General features: G+C 57.2%; 17 protein-coding genes. 9 read left to right on the top strand and 8 right to left on the bottom strand.

The window, feature by feature from the left end; translation table 11 throughout:
* Positions 1-14 precede the first annotated feature (14 nt).
* The 8 genes from radA to JUE30_RS04450 all read left to right on the top strand — a co-directional run bounded on the left by radA (position 15) and on the right by JUE30_RS04450 (position 9,464).
* A complete protein-coding gene (gene radA, locus JUE30_RS04485) occupies positions 15-1,394 on the top strand; it encodes a DNA repair protein RadA (protein ID WP_203623811.1) in 1,380 nt (459 codons plus the stop codon).
* A 19-nt stretch (positions 1,395-1,413) separates the two neighbouring features.
* Positions 1,414-2,577, top strand: a complete 1,164-nt coding sequence (locus JUE30_RS04480; protein WP_203623810.1) for a PIN/TRAM domain-containing protein — start codon at positions 1,414-1,416, stop codon at positions 2,575-2,577.
* A gap of 139 nt (positions 2,578-2,716) precedes the next feature.
* The gene (gltX, locus tag JUE30_RS04475) at positions 2,717-4,207 is read left to right on the top strand and encodes a glutamate--tRNA ligase (RefSeq protein ID WP_203623809.1); all 1,491 of its coding nucleotides are present in this window, start codon (positions 2,717-2,719) and stop codon (positions 4,205-4,207) included.
* Positions 4,208-4,326: 119 nt separating this feature from the next.
* A complete protein-coding gene (recQ, locus tag JUE30_RS04470; RefSeq protein ID WP_203623808.1) occupies positions 4,327-6,090 on the top strand; it encodes a DNA helicase RecQ in 1,764 nt (587 codons plus the stop codon).
* A gap of 221 nt (positions 6,091-6,311) precedes the next feature.
* The gene (gene cysS, locus JUE30_RS04465; RefSeq protein ID WP_203623807.1) at positions 6,312-7,715 is read left to right on the top strand and encodes a cysteine--tRNA ligase; all 1,404 of its coding nucleotides are present in this window, start codon (positions 6,312-6,314) and stop codon (positions 7,713-7,715) included.
* Positions 7,712-8,140, top strand: coding sequence for a Mini-ribonuclease 3 (locus JUE30_RS04460; RefSeq protein WP_203623806.1), 429 nt, complete (start codon positions 7,712-7,714; stop codon positions 8,138-8,140). Before cysS ends, JUE30_RS04460 begins: the two co-directional genes overlap by 4 nt.
* Complete coding sequence (gene rlmB / locus JUE30_RS04455) at positions 8,112-8,909, top strand: 23S rRNA (guanosine(2251)-2'-O)-methyltransferase RlmB (protein WP_203623805.1); 798 nt, start codon at positions 8,112-8,114, stop codon at positions 8,907-8,909. Before JUE30_RS04460 ends, rlmB begins: the two co-directional genes overlap by 29 nt.
* Positions 8,910-9,464 (top strand): NYN domain-containing protein, encoded by a 555-nt coding sequence (locus JUE30_RS04450; protein ID WP_203623804.1) that lies wholly within the window; start codon positions 8,910-8,912, stop codon positions 9,462-9,464. It abuts the gene before it with no gap.
* A gap of 57 nt (positions 9,465-9,521) precedes the next feature.
* On the opposite strand, the gene JUE30_RS04445 is transcribed toward JUE30_RS04450, so the two are convergent.
* The 5 genes from JUE30_RS04445 to JUE30_RS04425 are packed head-to-tail and all read right to left on the bottom strand — an operon-like array spanning position 9,522 to position 14,728.
* On the bottom strand, positions 9,522-10,493 hold the full coding sequence (locus JUE30_RS04445; RefSeq protein WP_203623803.1) for an aliphatic sulfonate ABC transporter substrate-binding protein: 972 nt from the start codon (positions 10,491-10,493) through the stop codon (positions 9,522-9,524).
* Entirely contained in the window at positions 10,483-12,012 is a 1,530-nt protein-coding gene (locus JUE30_RS04440) for an AMP-binding protein (RefSeq protein WP_203623802.1), read from the bottom strand. The genes JUE30_RS04445 and JUE30_RS04440 overlap by 11 nt, the downstream gene beginning before the upstream one ends.
* Complete coding sequence (locus JUE30_RS04435; protein ID WP_239061359.1) at positions 12,009-13,193, bottom strand: acyltransferase; 1,185 nt, start codon at positions 13,191-13,193, stop codon at positions 12,009-12,011. The genes JUE30_RS04440 and JUE30_RS04435 overlap by 4 nt, the downstream gene beginning before the upstream one ends.
* Complete coding sequence (locus JUE30_RS04430; protein WP_203623800.1) at positions 13,186-13,920, bottom strand: ABC transporter ATP-binding protein; 735 nt, start codon at positions 13,918-13,920, stop codon at positions 13,186-13,188. Before JUE30_RS04430 ends, JUE30_RS04435 begins: the two co-directional genes overlap by 8 nt.
* The gene (locus tag JUE30_RS04425) at positions 13,913-14,728 is read right to left on the bottom strand and encodes an ABC transporter permease subunit (RefSeq protein WP_203623799.1); all 816 of its coding nucleotides are present in this window, start codon (positions 14,726-14,728) and stop codon (positions 13,913-13,915) included. The genes JUE30_RS04430 and JUE30_RS04425 overlap by 8 nt, the downstream gene beginning before the upstream one ends.
* A gap of 461 nt (positions 14,729-15,189) precedes the next feature.
* On the opposite strand from JUE30_RS04425, the gene JUE30_RS04420 reads away from it, so the two are divergent.
* Entirely contained in the window at positions 15,190-15,732 is a 543-nt protein-coding gene (locus JUE30_RS04420; protein ID WP_203623798.1) for a sigma-70 family RNA polymerase sigma factor, read from the top strand.
* A gap of 78 nt (positions 15,733-15,810) precedes the next feature.
* On the opposite strand, the gene JUE30_RS04415 is transcribed toward JUE30_RS04420, so the two are convergent.
* The 3 genes from JUE30_RS04415 to JUE30_RS04405 are packed head-to-tail and all read right to left on the bottom strand — an operon-like array spanning position 15,811 to position 17,770.
* A complete protein-coding gene (locus tag JUE30_RS04415) occupies positions 15,811-16,788 on the bottom strand; it encodes a polyprenyl synthetase family protein (RefSeq protein ID WP_203623797.1) in 978 nt (325 codons plus the stop codon).
* Complete coding sequence (locus JUE30_RS04410; protein ID WP_203623796.1) at positions 16,785-17,348, bottom strand: Gx transporter family protein; 564 nt, start codon at positions 17,346-17,348, stop codon at positions 16,785-16,787. Before JUE30_RS04410 ends, JUE30_RS04415 begins: the two co-directional genes overlap by 4 nt.
* The gene (locus JUE30_RS04405) at positions 17,345-17,770 is read right to left on the bottom strand and encodes a NusG domain II-containing protein (protein WP_203623795.1); all 426 of its coding nucleotides are present in this window, start codon (positions 17,768-17,770) and stop codon (positions 17,345-17,347) included. Before JUE30_RS04405 ends, JUE30_RS04410 begins: the two co-directional genes overlap by 4 nt.
* Positions 17,771-17,863: the final 93 nt, after the last annotated feature.

Here is a 17,863-nt window from a genome sequence, read left to right as displayed (position 1 = left end):
AAAGAAGGCGGCCTATGGCCAAAACCAAAACGCAATACGTGTGCCAGAACTGCGGTTACATCTCGGCCACGTTTCTCGGCCGCTGCCCGAACTGCGGGGCCTGGAACTCTTTAGTGGAAGAAACCCAAAGCGCGGCCCCGGCCAAGGCGACGCCGGCCCCGCGCCACACCAGCGCTGGCGGCCAGGTCAAGCCGATGCTGATGAGCAAGGTCTCCATGGAGCGCGAGCCGCGCACCTCGACGGACCTTGGCGAGCTTGACCGGGTCCTCGGCGGCGGCATCGTGCCCGGGTCATTGATCCTGATTGGTGGCGATCCCGGCATCGGCAAGTCCACGCTGCTGACGCAGGTCTCCGGCCGCCTTGCCAGCAAGGGCGCCAAAGTGCTGTACGTGTCAGGGGAGGAAAGCGCCGCCCAAATCAAAATGAGGGCGACCCGGCTGGGCGTCGGCGATTCCGGCATGTACCTGTACCCGGAAACCGACATGCCGAGTATTTCCCAGGCAATAGACGACATGCACCCGGATTACGTCGTCATCGACTCAGTGCAGACCATGAACGTGCCGGAAATGAGCTCGGCGGTCGGGTCGGTCAGCCAGATCCGCGAGGTGACGGCCGAGCTGATGAAGATTGCCAAGACGGAGCAGATCACGATTTTCATTGTTGGCCATGTCACCAAGGAAGGCGCCATCGCCGGCCCAAAGATTCTCGAACACATGGTGGACACCGTCTTGTACTTTGAAGGGGACATGCACCACACGTACCGGATGATTCGCTCGGTCAAGAACCGTTATGGCTCGACCAACGAGATTGGCATTTTCGAAATGCACCAGGACGGCCTGGCAGAGGTGGCCAACCCGTCGGAATTATTCTTGGACGAGCGGCTGCCAAACGCCACCGGCTCTGCGGTGGTCGTGTCGATGGAAGGAACCCGCCCGATATTGGTCGAAATCCAGGCGTTGATGACGCCCACCATGTACGGCAACGCCAAGCGGACAAGCAGTGGCCTTGACCACAACCGCGTGTCGTTGATCATTGCGGTGCTGGAAAAGCGAGCCAACCTGATGCTGCAAAACCAGGACGCTTACCTGAAGGCGACCGGTGGGGTCCGGCTGGACGAACCGGCTATCGACTTGGCCATGGCGATGGCAATCGCCAGCTCGTACCGCGACTCGGAGATTTCCCCGACCGATTGTTTTGTCGGCGAGGTTGGGCTGACCGGCGAAGTGCGCCGGGTTAATCGGATCGAGGACCGAATCAAGGAAGCAGCCAAACTCGGGTTCAAACGGATTTTTATTCCAAAGAATAATCTGCAGGGGCTGCCGGCACGTGATACAATTAAAGTGATTGGCGTGGCCAGCGTGTCCGAAGCGCTGGACCGAGTCTTTGTAAAATAACTTGGAAAGGAGGAACGAGATGAAAAAACGTGTAATCAACATTTTGTTTGCGTTAATTGGGATCGGCGTTGGGGCAAGCGTTATGCCGCTATTTTGGGCGCTGTTAAAGCTCGACCAAACCACGTGGCTGAACAACGTCATCGTCGACAGCCTGATCGGCATTGTGGTTTTCTTGATGCTTTCGGAACTGCTTTCCGGCTGGATCATCCGCAAGCTTGACCAGGTCGAAAAGGCCATGAACGCAAAGTCACCATCGTTCCTGTTGTTTGGCAGTTTGGGTACCATCATTGGCCTCGTGTTTGCAGCCATTATTTCGATTTTCTTTTCCAGACTTCCTGGGCCTTTAGGCACTATTCTGCCGCTGATTTTGATGCTGGTGTTCGGCTACTTCGGGTTCCGCATCGGCACCACGCGCCGCGAGGAGTGGCGTCGCCTGTTTGGGGTGCGCAACCGGGATAAAAAGCCAGAGGACGGCGGCCAGTCAGTGCTGGATCGCAAGGCTGGCGAAAACTTCCACAAATACAAGCTGCTGGACACGTCAGTCATTATTGACGGCCGAGTGCAGGCAATCGCCAAGACCGGTTTTCTGGAAGGTACGCTCCTAGTCCCGACCTTTGTGGTCCATGAGCTGCAGCTGATTTCTGACTCGGCAGACGCCTTGAAGCGCGGCCGCGGGCGGCGCGGCCTGGATATCATTAACTCGATGAAAGAGGACCCGGAAATCAACGTCGAAATGTACGACGGCGACTTCGAGGACATGACCGAGGTCGACTCCAAGCTCCTGAAGCTGGCGAAAATGCTGGACGGGGTGGTCGTCACCAACGACTTCAACCTGAACAAGGTCGCCCAGTTTCAGAACGTGCCGGTGTTCAACATTAACGAGCTGGCCAACGCCTTGAAGCCGGACCTGATCCCTGGCGAAGGCATGACCGTCACCGTCATCAAGTCTGGGACCGAGCGTCAGCAAGGGGTCGCGTACCTCGAGGACGGCACGATGGTCGTGGTTGAAGACGGCCAGTACTTCATGAACAAGCCGCTGGAGGTCATCGTGACGTCTGCGATTCAAACTGCCGCGGGCCGCATGATTTTCGCTAAACCGGCGCATCAGCAGCAGTCACTGAAAGCCGAGGATGAAAAGCACGAGCAAAAGCCGACTAGCAAGCCTGGTAAAGCCAAAAAGTAACCGGAAAGTCCGCTGAAAACGCGGGCTTTTTATTTTGGAGAAATGAAAGGCCAAGCGCCTTGTGGTACACTAGCAATGCATGTTCTGGGCGCAAACCCGGGACGGGTACACGACACACAAAAAATGGAGGCATCATATTTTGTCAGATCGACCAATTCGGGTGCGTTACGCACCAAGTCCAACCGGCCACTTGCACATCGGCAACGCCCGCACGGCGCTGTTCAACTACCTGTTTGCCCGTCACTACAACGGGACGATGGTGCTGCGGATCGAAGACACCGACACCAAGCGCAACATTGCAGATGGTGAAAAAAGCCAGATCGATAACCTGCACTGGCTCGGGATCGACTGGGATGAAGGCCCTGACAAGGGCGGCGACTTTGGCCCGTACCGCCAGTCTGAACGCAAGGACATTTATCACAAGTACATCCAAGAACTGGTGGCCAAAGGGGACGCTTACGAGTCCTACAAGACTGAAGAAGAGCTGCAGGCCGACCGCGACGCGCAAAAGGCTGCCCACGAAGCCCCGCATTATGTCTACGAGTATGAGGGCCTGACTGAAGACCAGAAGCAGGCCAAGATCGCCGAGGCCAAGGCCAAGGGGCTGAAACCGGTCATTCGCTTCCACATTCCAGCCGATCACACGTATGAGTGGAACGACATCGTTAAAGGCGACATCTCCATTGATGGCAACACCATCGGCGGCGACTTCGTCATTGAAAAAGCCGACGGGATGCCGACTTACAACTTTGCCGTGGTCATCGATGATCACCTGATGCAGATTTCCCACGTCCTGCGCGGGGATGACCACATCGCCAATACCCCAAAGCAAATGGCGATTTACGAGGCCTTTGGCTGGGAGCCGCCGGTCTTCGGTCACATGACCCTGATCATCAACGGGGCCACGGGCAAGAAGCTGTCTAAGCGCGACGAGTCCGTGCTGCAGTTCATCGAGCAGTACAAGGAGCTCGGCTATCTGCCAGACGCGATGTTTAACTTCATCACGCTGCTGGGCTGGTCCCCGAAGGGCGAAGACGAGATTTTCACCCGCAAGGAGTTCATCAAGCTCTTTGACGAAACGCGCCTGAGCAAGTCACCGGCGCGCTTTGACCAAAAGAAGCTCGAATGGGTCAACAACCAGTACATCAAAAAAACCGATCCCAACGAGCTGACCGCGCTGGCCGTGGACAACCTGATCGAGGCCGGCCGGATTGCCAAGGATCCGGATCCCTCGACCATTGAGTGGGCCCGCCAGCTGATTTCCCTGTACATCCCGCAAATGAGCTACACTGGGCAGATCAGCGACTTGGCCACCATCTTCTTCGAACAGCCGAAGGACTTGGATGAAACCGACATGAAGGAGCTGGCCGACGACAATGCGCTGACTGTGCTCAAGCTCACGCAAGAGAAGCTGCGCGCTTTGCCGACCTTCTCTGCATACTACATCAACCAGGCCGTTTACCAGGTGCGGCTTGAGACCGGCGTGAAGGGCCGCAAGTTGTACATGCCAGTTCGCATTGCTACCACGCGCGAGATGCACGGGCCGCAACTGGCTGAGACCATCGAGTTGATGGGCCGCGAGAAAGTTCTCGCCAACATGGATTACGTCATCAACGCGCTGGAAAAATAGTTTTTGCTTGGCCGCTTGCCTATCGGTGAGCGGTTTTTGCGTGCAACCACGAAATCTGTCAGGTGTACAGGGCTGCTTTTCACGGGTAAAATGGTTGGATACGAACAGGGGGATGGACCATGGCAGCGGCAACTCCGCAAAGCATTCTAAAAGAAAAATTCGGCTACGACGACTTTCGGCCTGGGCAAGACCAGGCGATCCAGCGCGTGCTGAATCACGAAAACACGCTGGTGATCATGCCAACCGGTGGTGGCAAGTCGCTGTGTTACCAGATTCCGGCGCTGCTGCAGGCCGGGCTGACGGTCGTGGTGTCGCCGCTCATCGCGCTGATGAAGGACCAAGTCGACGCGCTGAACGCCAACGGGATCCCGGCGACCTACATCAACTCAACTGTTGATTCCCGCGAGGCCGAGCACCGGCTGGACCTGTCGGCCCGCGGCGAGTACAAGCTGCTGTATGTCGCGCCTGAGCGGCTAGAGCTCGGCGGCTTTTTGCAGGAGCTGGGTGATTTGCGCATCGACCTGCTGGCGGTTGACGAGGCGCACTGCATTTCGCAGTGGGGCCACGATTTTCGTCCCAGTTACCTGGAGCTGACACGCAGTGCCCGGGAGCTGCCATCGCACCCAACGGTGATCGCCCTGACTGCGACGGCGACCACCCGGGTGGCCGACGACATTGGCCAGCGCCTCAGCATTCCGCAGGCCGGTTTCATCAATACCGGGTTTGCCCGGCCCAACCTCAGCTTTCAGGTAGTCAAGGGCCAGGATAAGGACGCTTACCTGCTCGACTATCTGAAGTTAAACCAGGATCAAAGCGGCATCGTGTACTGCGCCACCCGCAAAGAAGTCGAGCGGCTGTTTGGGCTGCTTGACCGCCACGGGGTTAGCGTGGCCAAGTACCACGCAGGAATGCCGGAAGTTGAGCGCAATGCCAACCAGGAGGACTTTCTGTTTGACCGCAAGCTGGTGATGGTCGCGACCAATGCGTTTGGGATGGGCATCGACAAGAGCAATGTGCGCTTTGTGATCCACGCGCAGGTGCCGGGCGACCTGGAATCCTATTATCAGGAAGCCGGCCGGGCAGGGCGTGACGGGCTCGATTCCGAGGCCATCCTGCTGTATGCGCCGAACGACTTGGGCATCCGCCGCTTTTTCATCGATCAAAGCGACGGTGATGAGGACTACAAGCAAAACGAGTATCGCAAGTTGCAGGTGATGAACCAATACGCCAATACGGGCGACTGCCTGCAGCAGTTCATTCTGCGGTACTTCGGGCAAACCTCCGAACCGTGCGGGCGCTGCTCAAACTGCCTGGACACGCGCGAGGCGGTGGACGTCACCGAGTCCGCACAGAAGGTCTTGTCCTGCGTGGTGCGGCTGCATGGCCGTTTTGGCAAGGGCATGGTTGCCGATGTGCTGGCCGGGTCCAACAATCAGCGCATCCGCCAGTTTGGCTTTGCGGAATTGTCCACTTACGGGCTGATGGCGAGTATGCGCAAGAAGGACATCAGCAGCTTTATCGATTTTCTGACCGCCGGCGGCTACCTGGAAGCGCAAGGCGGGCAGTACCCGACATTGGGCGTCACCCAGCTGGGCGCGGACGTGCTGCGCGGGGCGGCTAAGGTCTCACGCAAGCAGGCCGTCAAAGCTCACGCCAGCGTGGCGGTGGATGACGAGCTGTTCCAGAAGCTGCGCTCACTGCGCTATGAGCTCGCACAAAAGCAAAACGTGCCGCCTTACGTCATTTTCTCCGACGACACGCTGCGCCAACTGGCGCTATTGCAGCCGCAAGACGAGGCGCAAATGCTCAACGTCAAAGGCGTGGGCGAGGCCAAACTGAAAAAGTACGGCAAAGTCTTCCTGCAGGCGCTGGCGGCAAGCTAGTAACCCCAGACGTTATCGCGTAGAATAAAGAAGGCTGCGAAGGCAAGCGAGTTTAGCGAGTGGGCTAGCCTAGGTCAGCGGTTTGTCTGTAAGGCAGGCGAACCGCTGACCGTTGCTAGAACAGCTCGCGTTGCTTGCCTGAGCGCAACTAAGAAGGCTGCGAGGGCAAGCGGGTGAGCTAGCAGAGCTTGCCTTGGCACATCTAAGAAAGGGGCCATTTTATGCTTCAGCTATACAACACATTGACGCGGCAAAAAGAGCCGTTTAAGCCGCTCGTCCCTGGGGAAATCAAGATGTACGTCTGTGGCCCCACGGTGTACAACTACATTCATATCGGCAACGCCAGAAGCGCAATTGCGTTCGATACGATTCGTCGGTACTTTGAATATCGCGGCTACAAGGTGGATTACGTCTCGAACTTCACCGATGTTGACGACAAAATCATCAATGCGGCACACGAAACCGGCGAGGCGCCGCTAGCGCTTGCTCAGCGCTTCATTGACGCGTACATGGAAGACACAGCCAAGTTGAACATTGAGCCAGCCACGGCGCACCCGCGCGCCAGTGAAATGATCCCGGAGATCATCACGTTTGTCGCTGATCTGATCAAAAAGGGCTACGCCTACGAGGCCGATGGCGACGTATACTACCGCGCCCGCAAGTTTGCCCATTACGGCGAGTTATCAAACAAGAACGTTGACGAGCTAGAGCAAGGCGCTTCGCAGCACGTGGCCGACGCCGAAACCGCCCGCAAGGAGGATCCAATTGATTTTGCCTTGTGGAAAGCGGCAAAACCCGGTGAGATCTCCTGGGACTCCCCATGGGGCGCCGGGCGGCCCGGTTGGCACATTGAGTGCTCAGTCATGTCCACGACACTTCTGGGCAAGACCATTGATATTCACGGCGGCGGCCAGGACCTGGAATTTCCCCACCACGAAAACGAGATCGCCCAAAGCGAGGCCGAAACCGGTCAGAAGTTTGTCAACTACTGGCTGCACAACGGCTTTGTCACCATCGGCGAAGACGACGAGAAAATGAGCAAGTCGCTGGGCAACTTCATCACGGTGCACGACATTGTGAAGACGGTTGACCCGCAGGTGCTGCGCTTTTTGATGGCATCGACCCAGTATCGCCGGCCGATTCGCTACTCCGAGGCCGGCCTGAAGGAAGCTGGGCGCAACTTGGAACGCCTCAAGATCGCCCGCGACGCCATCAGCTACCGGCTTAAAGACGCGGCTGCTGGCACCGATTCGGCACTAGAGGCCAAGCTGGATGCGCTGGAGGCTGATTTTCTTGCCGCCATGGACGATGACATCAACGTGCAAAATGGTCTTGCCGTCGTGTACGAGCTGGCCAAGCTGATGAATGAAACCGCCGCTGCGCCGACTGTGGCGGCTGCGACCCTGCAGCGCATGCTGACCAAGCAGGCCGCTTGGCTTGTCATTTTTGGCGTGACCTTCAAGGAAGAACTGCTGGACGCCGACGTCGAGGCGTTGATCGCCGCCCGCAACGCCGCGCGCGCCGCCAAGGATTTTGCCAAAAGCGACCAGATCCGTGATGAGCTGCAGGCACAGGGGATTGTACTGGAAGATACCGCACAAGGAACGAGGTGGCGCCGCAAATGAGCGCAGATGCAAAACAATTGAACGGGATCGCCTTAGCTTACCTGGGAGATGCCGTGTGGGAAGTCTACGTGCGCCAGCATCTGCTGGACCGCGGTTTAGTGCGGCCGAACCAGCTGCAAAAGGCGGCCAAGTCGTTTGTGTCGGCGAAGGCCCAGGCAAAGCTGATTGACGGCATGGAGCGCCAATCGCTGCTGTCTGAGACCGAATGGGACTACTACAAGCGCGGCCGCAACGCCAAAAGTTACACCCACGCCAAGCACACCGATGTGGTGACTTACCGCATTTCGACCGGCTTTGAGGCGCTGTTCGGCTACCTGAAGCTGACGGACCAGGATGAGCGGATCGAGCAGCTGGCGCTTTGGGGCATTGATTACGTAGAAGAAGGAGGCACTGGCCATGGCCAAATCAAACCCGCGGAAAAATGATCCGCGCCGCGACCAACCGACGGATGAGACGCACCAGGACGAGTTTGTCTTCGGCCGCCACGCCGTTGAAGAAGCCCTGCGCGAAGGGTCGAACAAAACGATCAACAAGCTATTCGTGCAAAAGGATCTCAACTCCGATCCCGTGCGGGTGATTGTTGACAAGGCGAAAAAGCAAAAAATCCTCGTTTCGCAGGTGCCCAAGGTCAAGCTGGACCTGCTGACAGACGGCGGCAATCACCAAGGTGTGATGGTCGCCATGGCCCCGTATGCCTATGTGACCATTGATGACCTGTTTGACCACGCAGCCGGCCATGATCCGTTTTTCGTGATCCTCGATAATCTGGAGGATCCGCAAAACCTAGGCTCGATCTTGCGCACGGCCGACGCGGTCGGGGTCGACGGCATCATTATCCCCAAGCACCGCGCAGTCGGCCTGACCAGCACGGTCGCGAAGGTCTCGACTGGTGCGATCGAGCATGTTCCAGTCGCCCGGGTTACCAACCTGGCGCAGACCATCAAAACGCTCAAGGAGCGGGGGCTGTGGATCTTCGGCACCGCGATGGACGGCCAGGACTTTCGCCAGTGGAACGCCAAGGGTAAGGTCGCCTTGGTCATCGGCAACGAAGGCAAGGGCATCAGCCCCGGTCTGGCGAAGCTGATGGACGCGACCTTGACCATTCCGATGGTGGGTCATGTGCAGAGCCTGAACGCCTCGGTGGCGGCCGGGATCTTGATGTATCAAGGCTTCACCAGCCGCGGAGGCAAGTAGATGCGCCGGCACCTGCTGCTCGTGGACGGTTACAACGTGATCGGCAACTGGCCTGAGCTGGCCAAGCTTAAGGCCACCGGTCACTTTGCCGCCGCCCGGGACCGGCTGCTGGACATTCTGGCGGAATACCGCGCCCACGAAAATGCGGACATGATTGTGGTGTTTGACGCGATGTACGTGCCTGGCATCGGCGAGAACTACTCGAAATGGAACCTCAAAGTGGTGTTCACCCAGCAGGATGAAACCGCCGATTCCTATATCGAGCGGCTGGCTAACGACCTAAACGGGCCGTTGGTGCAGCTGTCTGTCGTGACCTCCGATCAGGCGGAGCAATGGACGGTGTTTTCTCGCGGGGCGCTGCGAATCTCGTCGCGCGAGTTTTATCAGGAGATTAAACGGTCAGAGCGCGAATTCAATCATTCCACGGATCCGTTTATCATGCGTGAGCCCAAGCGTAACCAAATCTGGAGCAAAGACCAGTTGAAAAAACTCGACCACGCCCGGCGCAAACTGACGCGCCGTGAGGCCGAGGACAAAAAGAATGGACACAAGTAAAAATGACGGCGCCTCGCAATCGCGAGGCGCCGTCATTTTGCTTCAATTTTGCGGGCGTTATTTCAGTAGCGCGTCTTTGACCTGAATCTTCTTTTTGATCAGGCCTTGTTCATAAAAGACATCGGCAATCTTCTGCTGCTCCTGGACGATGGCGTCGGTGACCGGCGTCATGGAGTAGGTGCGGCGCTCCACGTCAAGCTTGATGATTGCCTTGGAGAGCTTGAGCGTTTTGCTCAGCATATTGATCAGCTGGGTGTGGTGGGTGCGGGCCCAGGTCATATCTTGCCCCATGTACTTGATCAAGTCCTTCGAGATGGCCGTGTGCTTGGTGGCATAACTGCGCGTTGACACCACAAAGTCGCGGTTTTTCGCCAGGCCCTTGGCGTTGGTCAAAAGCTTGGCGTTTTGCTGGACCTGCGCGGTGGCGGTGTAGGGATCCCAGGTGACCCAGGCGTCGACACTGCCCTTGGCAAAGGCCACTGAGGCCGCGCCTTGATCCATGTTGACGAGCTTGACGTCGTTCAGCGACAGGCCGGCTTTGGCCAGGGTCTGGATGATGGCAAACTGAGCGGCTGTTCCCTTGGCGTAGGCGATACGCTTGCCCTTGAGATCAGCCAGTGAATTGATGCCGCTGTTCTTCTTGACCAGGACCCCGGTGCCGTACTCCTTGGATGCTCCAGCGCCGATGTAGACGAGGTCAAGCCCGTTGGCCTGGTTGACAACCGGCGGCGTGTCACCAAGGCGCGCGTAGTTGATGTTGCCGGACTTCAAGGCGGTCATCAGGGCGGCGCCATCTTGGAATTCTTTGAAGACGACCTGGTAGCCAGCCTTCTTCATTTTTTTGACCAGCTGGCCATGCTGGCGCGAAATGTCTGCCGGATCAGCCTTTTGATAGCCGATCACCACGCGCGTGAGCTGGTTCTTCTCGCTGCTGCTGGGCCGGGTCTGCGTGTAGCCGTAGCCGGCGATGGCCAGCCACGCCGCCAGCAGGACCAGCAGGACGCTGAGTTTGAGGCGTTTAGATTTCATGTTGTCCCTCCGCGATCCATTGCTTCAGCTGTGGGCGCAGGACCTTGCCGGTTTGGTTGCGGGGAAAATCGTCTAGGAAAATGACCCGCGTCGGGGCCTCAAACTTGGCCAAGTGAGTGCGCCCGTATTCAAGCAGAGCCTTGCGCTGAGCGTCTTCATTGGCGCCAGGCGTGGTGGAGACCACGACTGCGGTCACTTCTTCGCCGTAAAGCTTGTCCGGGGTCCCGATGACGCAGAGCTGGGCGATGAAGTCCAGTTCATCGAGGACGTTTTCGACATGTGCAGGAGCGACTTTTTCACCACCGTGGGAAATGATTTCCTTGGTGCGGCCCTTGACGAACAGGTAACCATCTTCGTCGAACTCACCCAGATCACCGGTCAAGAACCAGCCGCCTGTGAATGAGTCCGGGTGCGGATCAAGGTAAGCATCGATGACGTGATCACCGCGAATCGCGATTTCGCCCACCGTGCCCGGAGCGGCAGAAAAGCTGCCATCGGCGTGGTGGATCGCGACGTCGGTGCCGACCGGCTTGCCGGCTGAGCCAATTTTCGGCGCGTCAAACGGGTTGATGGTGCACTGACTGGAGGCCTCGGTCATGCCGTAGCCCTCAATAATGCGCGTGTTGAAGCGGTTTTGGAACTCCACCAGCTGATCTTCAGGCAGCGCGAACGAGGAGCAGCGCACAAATTCGAGCTTCACCTGGTCTTTCAGCTTCTGGTAGGCCGCGTTAGCCTTGTCGTTGAGCAGCAAAATCGAGATCATGGTCGGTACGACCGCCGTCCAGGTCACGCCGTCCTGGGCCATCCAGCCCCAGTAACGCGAGGCAGAAAATTTAGGGACGACGACAATTTTGGCATCGGCGTAACGCATCGCCAGGCCGACCATCACCTGTGAGTTGATGTGAAACAGCGGCATGGTGATCAACGCCACGGAATGATTGCTCATCCGGTTGCTTGGCGCGTCGTGGCTCGCGGCGTTGTACACAATACGCTGCGACAGGCCGACGCGCTTCGGCTTGCCGGTGGTGCCGGAAGTCGACATGATCAGGGCGATGTCTTCCTCACTTGGCGCACTGTGGTCCGGTTCGTCCTGCAGTTCCGCGGGCAGGGTGATCAGCACTAAGCTGGGAAAAGTCAGCAGCGACAGCGCCGTTTTGCGATAGCGCGCGCCGTGCAGCTGCTCGGCCATGGCCGGTTCAACGAGCATGGCCTGATAGTCGTGGCTGGTTTGGTCGGCCACCAGCTCAGACACTGGGGTGGTCGGTGACAAAGGGTGCACGGCGATGCCTTGTTGCCAGGCGGCTTGATCGATGGTGAAATAAGCAGCCGAGTTGGCCAGCGATACGGTCAGCACGTCGCCGCGGCCCAGGCCGGCAGCCAGCCAGGCCTGCTGCAGTGTTTGAACATCCTGATCCAAGTCCGCACCGGTGAACCAGCGGGCTAAGGAGAGGTCCTTCAGGATTGGGTCCTTGGCATGGCGCTGAGTTTGCTGTGCGAGTAAGTCATTGACACGAGTCATTTTGCGATTGCTCCTTTAGGTTTGCGATTCTTTTTCAAAATGTGCCACTGCGGCCGGCCAATCAGGATACCAAACGGCGGCACCTTGTAGAAGAACCAGGCCAGGGCGAAGGAAATGCCCAGCACCAGCGCGTAGCCGACCGGGATCAAGACCAGATACCCCCAATCAGGGAGGTGTAGGAACGGCATCAAATAACCCAGGATCGTCAGGCCAATGGTTTGATCCAGATAGATCCCAAAGGAGACTTTTGAGCCATTTTTGACGAAGGTTTCAACGCCCTTGGGAATGCCATGCCTGCGCCAGTCCGCATACTTCAACCCGATGAAGAACACCGTTAAGATCATGAAGGTGTCGTAAACAAACATGTAGGGTTGGTGCGGTGACACGGCATAGCTGTGTGCAAACCCCAGCACGTTGCGATTCCAGAAGTAGTACGGCACCGTGCCAAAGGACATGGCGATGGTGATGCCGATGACCCAGCGGTGCCACTTGCGCAGCCACGCGAGTACGGCGTTGTAGTGCAGGGAGACATACGTCCCGAAGATGAAGTAGAACTGATACGTGAAAACGTTGATGCCATAGGAGGCAATCCACCATGGCAGGTTTGAGCGGTCCATGAACTGGTAGCGGTACTTGATGAAGGTGACGATGGCCAGCTGCAGCAGTGCTGAAACGGCGAGAATCGCGTTGTGGTTTTTGACCTTCTTAAACAGCAGCACCATGAAGGGGAACAGGACATATAACTGCAAGGTAACCACAATGTAGTACAGATAGAACTGGTCGCCGTGCAGAATGGCTGAGGTCAATGTCGGCCAGAAGGTCTGCCAGGTAAATGGCGGCAGACCGAGCAGACAGCTGGCGACCAGCAGGATGATGTTCCACAGCAGGTATGGCCAGCCGGAGCCGGCGAAACGTTTTTTAAAAAACGTTGGCCAGTCGTTGCGGTGGTAGTAGTTGAGCGTCAGCACGAGCCCGGTGATGAACATGAAGCCCATTCGCGTGAAGTGGATCAGCAAGTGGGTCGCAAGCAGCGACATGTGCGCCCAGCCGTTCGCATCGGTCATCGCGTGGGTAAAGGCGGTCGTCGTGTGGTTGAGCAAGACCCCGAAGATGAAAATGATGCGCATGATATCAACTTCGTACAGGTATTTGCGTTTTTTCTTAGGGGCCGTTTCAGCCAAGCCGTTCACCTTCCTTTGCCTCGTCTGTCTCATCGTCGGGGGCCAGAATCACCCTGAGCACTTTGTCGGCCACGCGGGCCACGGTTTCCGGACTTTCACCCTTGGCGCCGGGCGTTTCGAACACGGCACGACCGTTTTTGACCACGATGACGCGGTTGGCCATACGGGCCGCCTCGTCAACGTCATGGGTGATGAGCAGGGTGGTCAAGTGACTGGCGTCGCAGATTTTGGTGATGAAACTCTGCATGTTGCGGCGCGTCAGGGCGTCCAAGGCGCCAAGCGGTTCGTCGAGCAGCAGCAGCTCCGGATCCGCCATCAGTGCACGGGCCAGCGCCAGGCGCTGCTTTTGGCCACCGGACAGTTCGGTGGGGTAGGTCTCTTCAAAGCCAGCCAAGCCGACCGCTGCGAGCGTTTTTTTCGCCCGGACCTGGACTTTGGCGTCATGGGCCGCGAATGACACGTTGTTCAGCGTGGTCATCCAGGGCAGCAGGCGGCCATCCTGAAACATCACGCGGGTCACCAGATTTGCGTCGGCGTACTCGATGGTGCCTGCGGTCGGCTGCTCAAGTTGGGCGATCAGGCGCAGCAGTGTACTTTTGCCGCCGCCGGACATCCCGACCAAGGCGACAAACTCGCCGGGTTGCAGGTCGAAAGACACGTCGCGCAGCGCATGATTATCGCCGTATTGTTTGTAAATGTGAGAAAGTTTGACGACGGCCTTAGTCATTTGCCGCACCGCCTTTCGTTTGCCAGTCCAGGCACAGATCTTCCAGCGCCTTGGCGATCAGATCCGAGACTTTGCCCAGCAGCGCGTAAATCACGATGCAGAGCAGGACGGTTTCCATGTCCATGAATTCCTGGGCGTTGCTGGCCATGTAGCCAATGCCTGAGTTAGACGAAATGGTTTCCGCCACGATCAATGTCGTCCACATCACCCCTAAGGCGTACCGCACCCCAACGAGGATGGTCGGCAGGGCCCCAGGAAAAATGATTTTGGTGAACAGCTGACGTTTGGTCAACCCGTACGACTTGCCCATTTCGATTAGGTTGGGATCGACGCTGGAAATGCCGTGGAAGGTGTTGATGTAAATCGGGAACATGACGCCGATGGTGACCAGCGAGATTTTGGCTGTTTCCCCGATGCCCAGCAGAATGATGACAAGTGGGATCAAGGACAGATGAGGAATGTTGCGCAGCATCTGGATGGTGGAATCAAACAGCAGCCGGCTGATCTTGGACAAGCCATTGGCGAGGCCCAAAACAAAGCCGGCCAGGCCCCCAATCACAAAGCCGGTGGTGGCGCGGTAAAGCGAGATGCTGATGTTTTTCGGCAGCTCGCCGGTTTGCCAGAGGCGTACACCGTCTTGCACCACCGCGAGCGGCGAAGGCAGGAGCTTGGAGTTGACCCAACCCGCCGTTGCGGCCAGCTGCCAGATCAAAATCAGGATGACTGGAATCAACCACGGCAGCAAATTATGCCAGTTAACATGAAAAGACCGCGGTTTTCCCGCGGACGACTCGGACGTTTGGTCCATGAGTGTATCCCCCTTAAGCCTGATGAAACAAGGCTACCGATGAAACTTGAATATTATGTGAAAATATTAAGAGTTAGCTAAGTAGGCACTGATAAAAATCATTTTAAGCCTTCCCAAAATGAATGTAAATGCTTTGGGCACGGCGTTTTAACAGCTGCCAGCCGGGTTAAGAAATAATGCCTTGTTCCCGTCTCGCGATGGCGCCGCGTGAAAACCTAGCCTGACGCCCTGTGTGGCTGGTCGCACTGGGACCTTATCGCAGGGGTCATGTAAAAATTGAAAATGTTTTTGTGAAATGCGCTCGCAAACTTGGCTAATTCAACCAGTAAAGTCTGTTGTGATGGGGCCCACACTTGCGCAACATTTTCTCACAATCTTTGCCAAACGCCTGTTTTATAGGCAATCAGTTAACGCCTTGATACAATGAAACCGCTTTTAAAAAATCAGGGGGAGGCGTCGATATGACACCTGAGGAGTTGGAAATGATCCGCGGTGCCGCCACGGATTCGGAAATGTTTAAGCAAGTCTTCGATCAGTACAAACCGATGGTGCTGCGGATCATCACGGCTTATTACATTCGCGATTACACCCGTGACGACTGGCTGCAAGAAGCCAGAATTGCGATGCTCAAGGCGATCTCGCATTACGACGGGACAGCCGGCTCGAAGTTTGGCCCGTTTTACCGGATGGTGCTGCTGTCACACATTCATTCGCTGCTGCGCAAGCATTTAGCCCAGAAGCGGTCGGCAGACACGAACGCCATGGTCATGGCCAATCCCGGGGCGATTTTGCCGCCCAGTTTTGCCTCTGGGCAGCGCATCGAAGATAACTTGGTCCTGCGCTCTCAGCTGGGCGAGTACGTGGCGCAGCTGAGTCCACTGGAGCGGCGCGGCCTGCAGATGGTGCTGGAAAATTCCGATGCGGCCACCAGACGCGCTTATCGGCGAGCCATCGAACGCAGTAAGCTGAAGTTGACCCAATATTTCTCGGCCCAGATGAACTGACACAAAAACACCCCTTCACGGCGATCTTACTGAATCGCAGTGAAGGGGTGTTTGGCTTGCGAGGGACTCAGACTGGCGTTAGCTTTGCCGAGTCAACAGTTGTTTGGTCAGGCGAATTAAAGTCGCCCGGGCCGGTTGATCCGGCAGGCTGGTCAGACCGGCCACTGCCTTGTCGGTATACTGCGCGGCCAAAGCCTGCGCCTTGGAGACCCCGTCATAGCGCGTGATCAGGTCTAGCACGCTTGTCACATCCGCGTCGGTCATTGCGGCACGTTTATTCAACAGCGGGGCGAACTCGGCCTGGTGGTCGGCCATCGCCATAATCAGCGGGGCCGAGTACACCCCTTGGCGGATGTCTTCGTGAACGGGTTTGCCCATGGCAGCGTCGGTACTGGTGTAATCCAGAATGTCGTCCATCAGCTGGAAGGCAATGCCAATGTTCAGGCCAATGGCTTCACATTTTTTGGCAAAGTGGAGGGACTGACCGCTTTCGTAGGCCCCGATGAAGGCCGCCAGCGCAAATAACTGTCCAGTTTTACCTGTGACTTGCTCGGTGTAGTCGGCAATGGTCATGTCCACGTTGAAGCGCCGCGCCATCTGGGCCATTTCACCATTGAGTATGCGTTCCATGGACGCAGAGTCCTGTTGAACTGAGCGCAGGTCAGAGGCGTAATGGGCAATCAGCTGAAAGCACACGACGAAGAGGTAGTCACCGGCGTAAACCGCGACGTCGTTGCCAAATTGCGCAGCAATCGTCTTTGTCCCGCGGCGCACCGGTGCTTTGTCGATCACATCATCGTGGATTAACGTGGCCGTGTGCAGCGTCTCGACGGCCGCAGCCAGGGCGATAATTTTCTCGTGATCCGTTTCGTGGAACTGACTGAACAGCAGGCAGTAGGCGGGGCGGAGCAGCTTGCCGCCGGCGTTGATCATTTGGACTAGGGCCTTGGCGACGGCCGGATTATCGGGATGAATGTTTTGATCGATCAAATCAAGCGTGGCGGTCAGGTCGGGGGCAAGTGCCGGGTAATCCTGCCACATGGCATGGATCTTCATGATTGACTCCTTTTTTTGGTGTGGTCAAAGCGCAGTCGTTTCAGCGTGTCAATGTGTTCAAAGAGGAAGTTTGCGGCAATGCCGACCGCCAGTCCGGCCAGGATGCCCATGAACGACAGCACTGGCAGGTAAAGCATCACGGTCCAGCTTTGGGCGATCAGACAGGCGACTAGCAGCTGGCCGACGTTGTGCAAAATGCCGCCAGCTGCCGAAATGCCGATCATTGACACCCGTTTGTCACCCAACTGTTTGATCAGCAGCATCCCCAGCCACGACAGCAGTGCACCAGCACCGCTGTACATGAAGGTCGAAAGCGTCCCCCCGAGCAGCGTGGTCAAAAGCAGGCGCAGCAGCATCAGCAAGAAGCTGTCAGACACGCTCATGGTGTACAGCGACACGATGGTGATCAGGTTGGCCAGGCCCAGCTTGGCGCCAGGGGCGAAGGCGAACGGAAACGGGATCATTCGCTCCAGCAGGCCAATAATGACGCCCTGGGCGCAAAGTAGTGCGATGTAAATGACTTGGCGGGTGCGCGCCGGCCGATACACGCGCGGCTTCATTCTGTCACCATCCCGCCGCCGCTATCGCCGGTGCTGGATTTGATCTCGACCAGCAGTTTGTGCGGTAGGCACACGATGGTCTGACCGGGCTTTGAAATCCTGCCTTTTTTCACACAGACTTGGTCTGGACAATTGGCGTCGATGATCTGGATCTGATCGCCGGTCGTCACGATGTCGTTGTATTCGTTGCCTGCTTGGTAGTGGTAACGGCTGGTGCCGTGGTGGCCAGTGAGCTGAATCTGATACACGCGCTTGCCATTGTGGGTGACGTAGGCGGTCAGCGTCCGGCCGCTGCCTGGTTGGCTCTGGGCGGCCTGCTGGCGGGCAAAGACCACATATGGGATGAAGGAGGCGGCCAGCAGAAGCACAATGATGATGATGTCGCCTGGGCGAATCATTTTGAGATACTTATTGTGCGTCATACCAGCTGCCTCCTTTGTCAGTTTTTCAAAAAGCAACGGAGTCGGCCGCAGTCGACTCCGCCAAATAAAAAGGTTCCGAGGCTTAGTCTACCC

It is taken from the genome of Lacticaseibacillus sp. 866-1, assembly GCF_016861825.1.
GTDB lineage: Bacteria > Bacillota > Bacilli > Lactobacillales > Lactobacillaceae > Lacticaseibacillus.
Note: the sequence above shows the minus strand (reverse complement) of the source record. Positions and strands in the feature narration are given on the sequence as shown.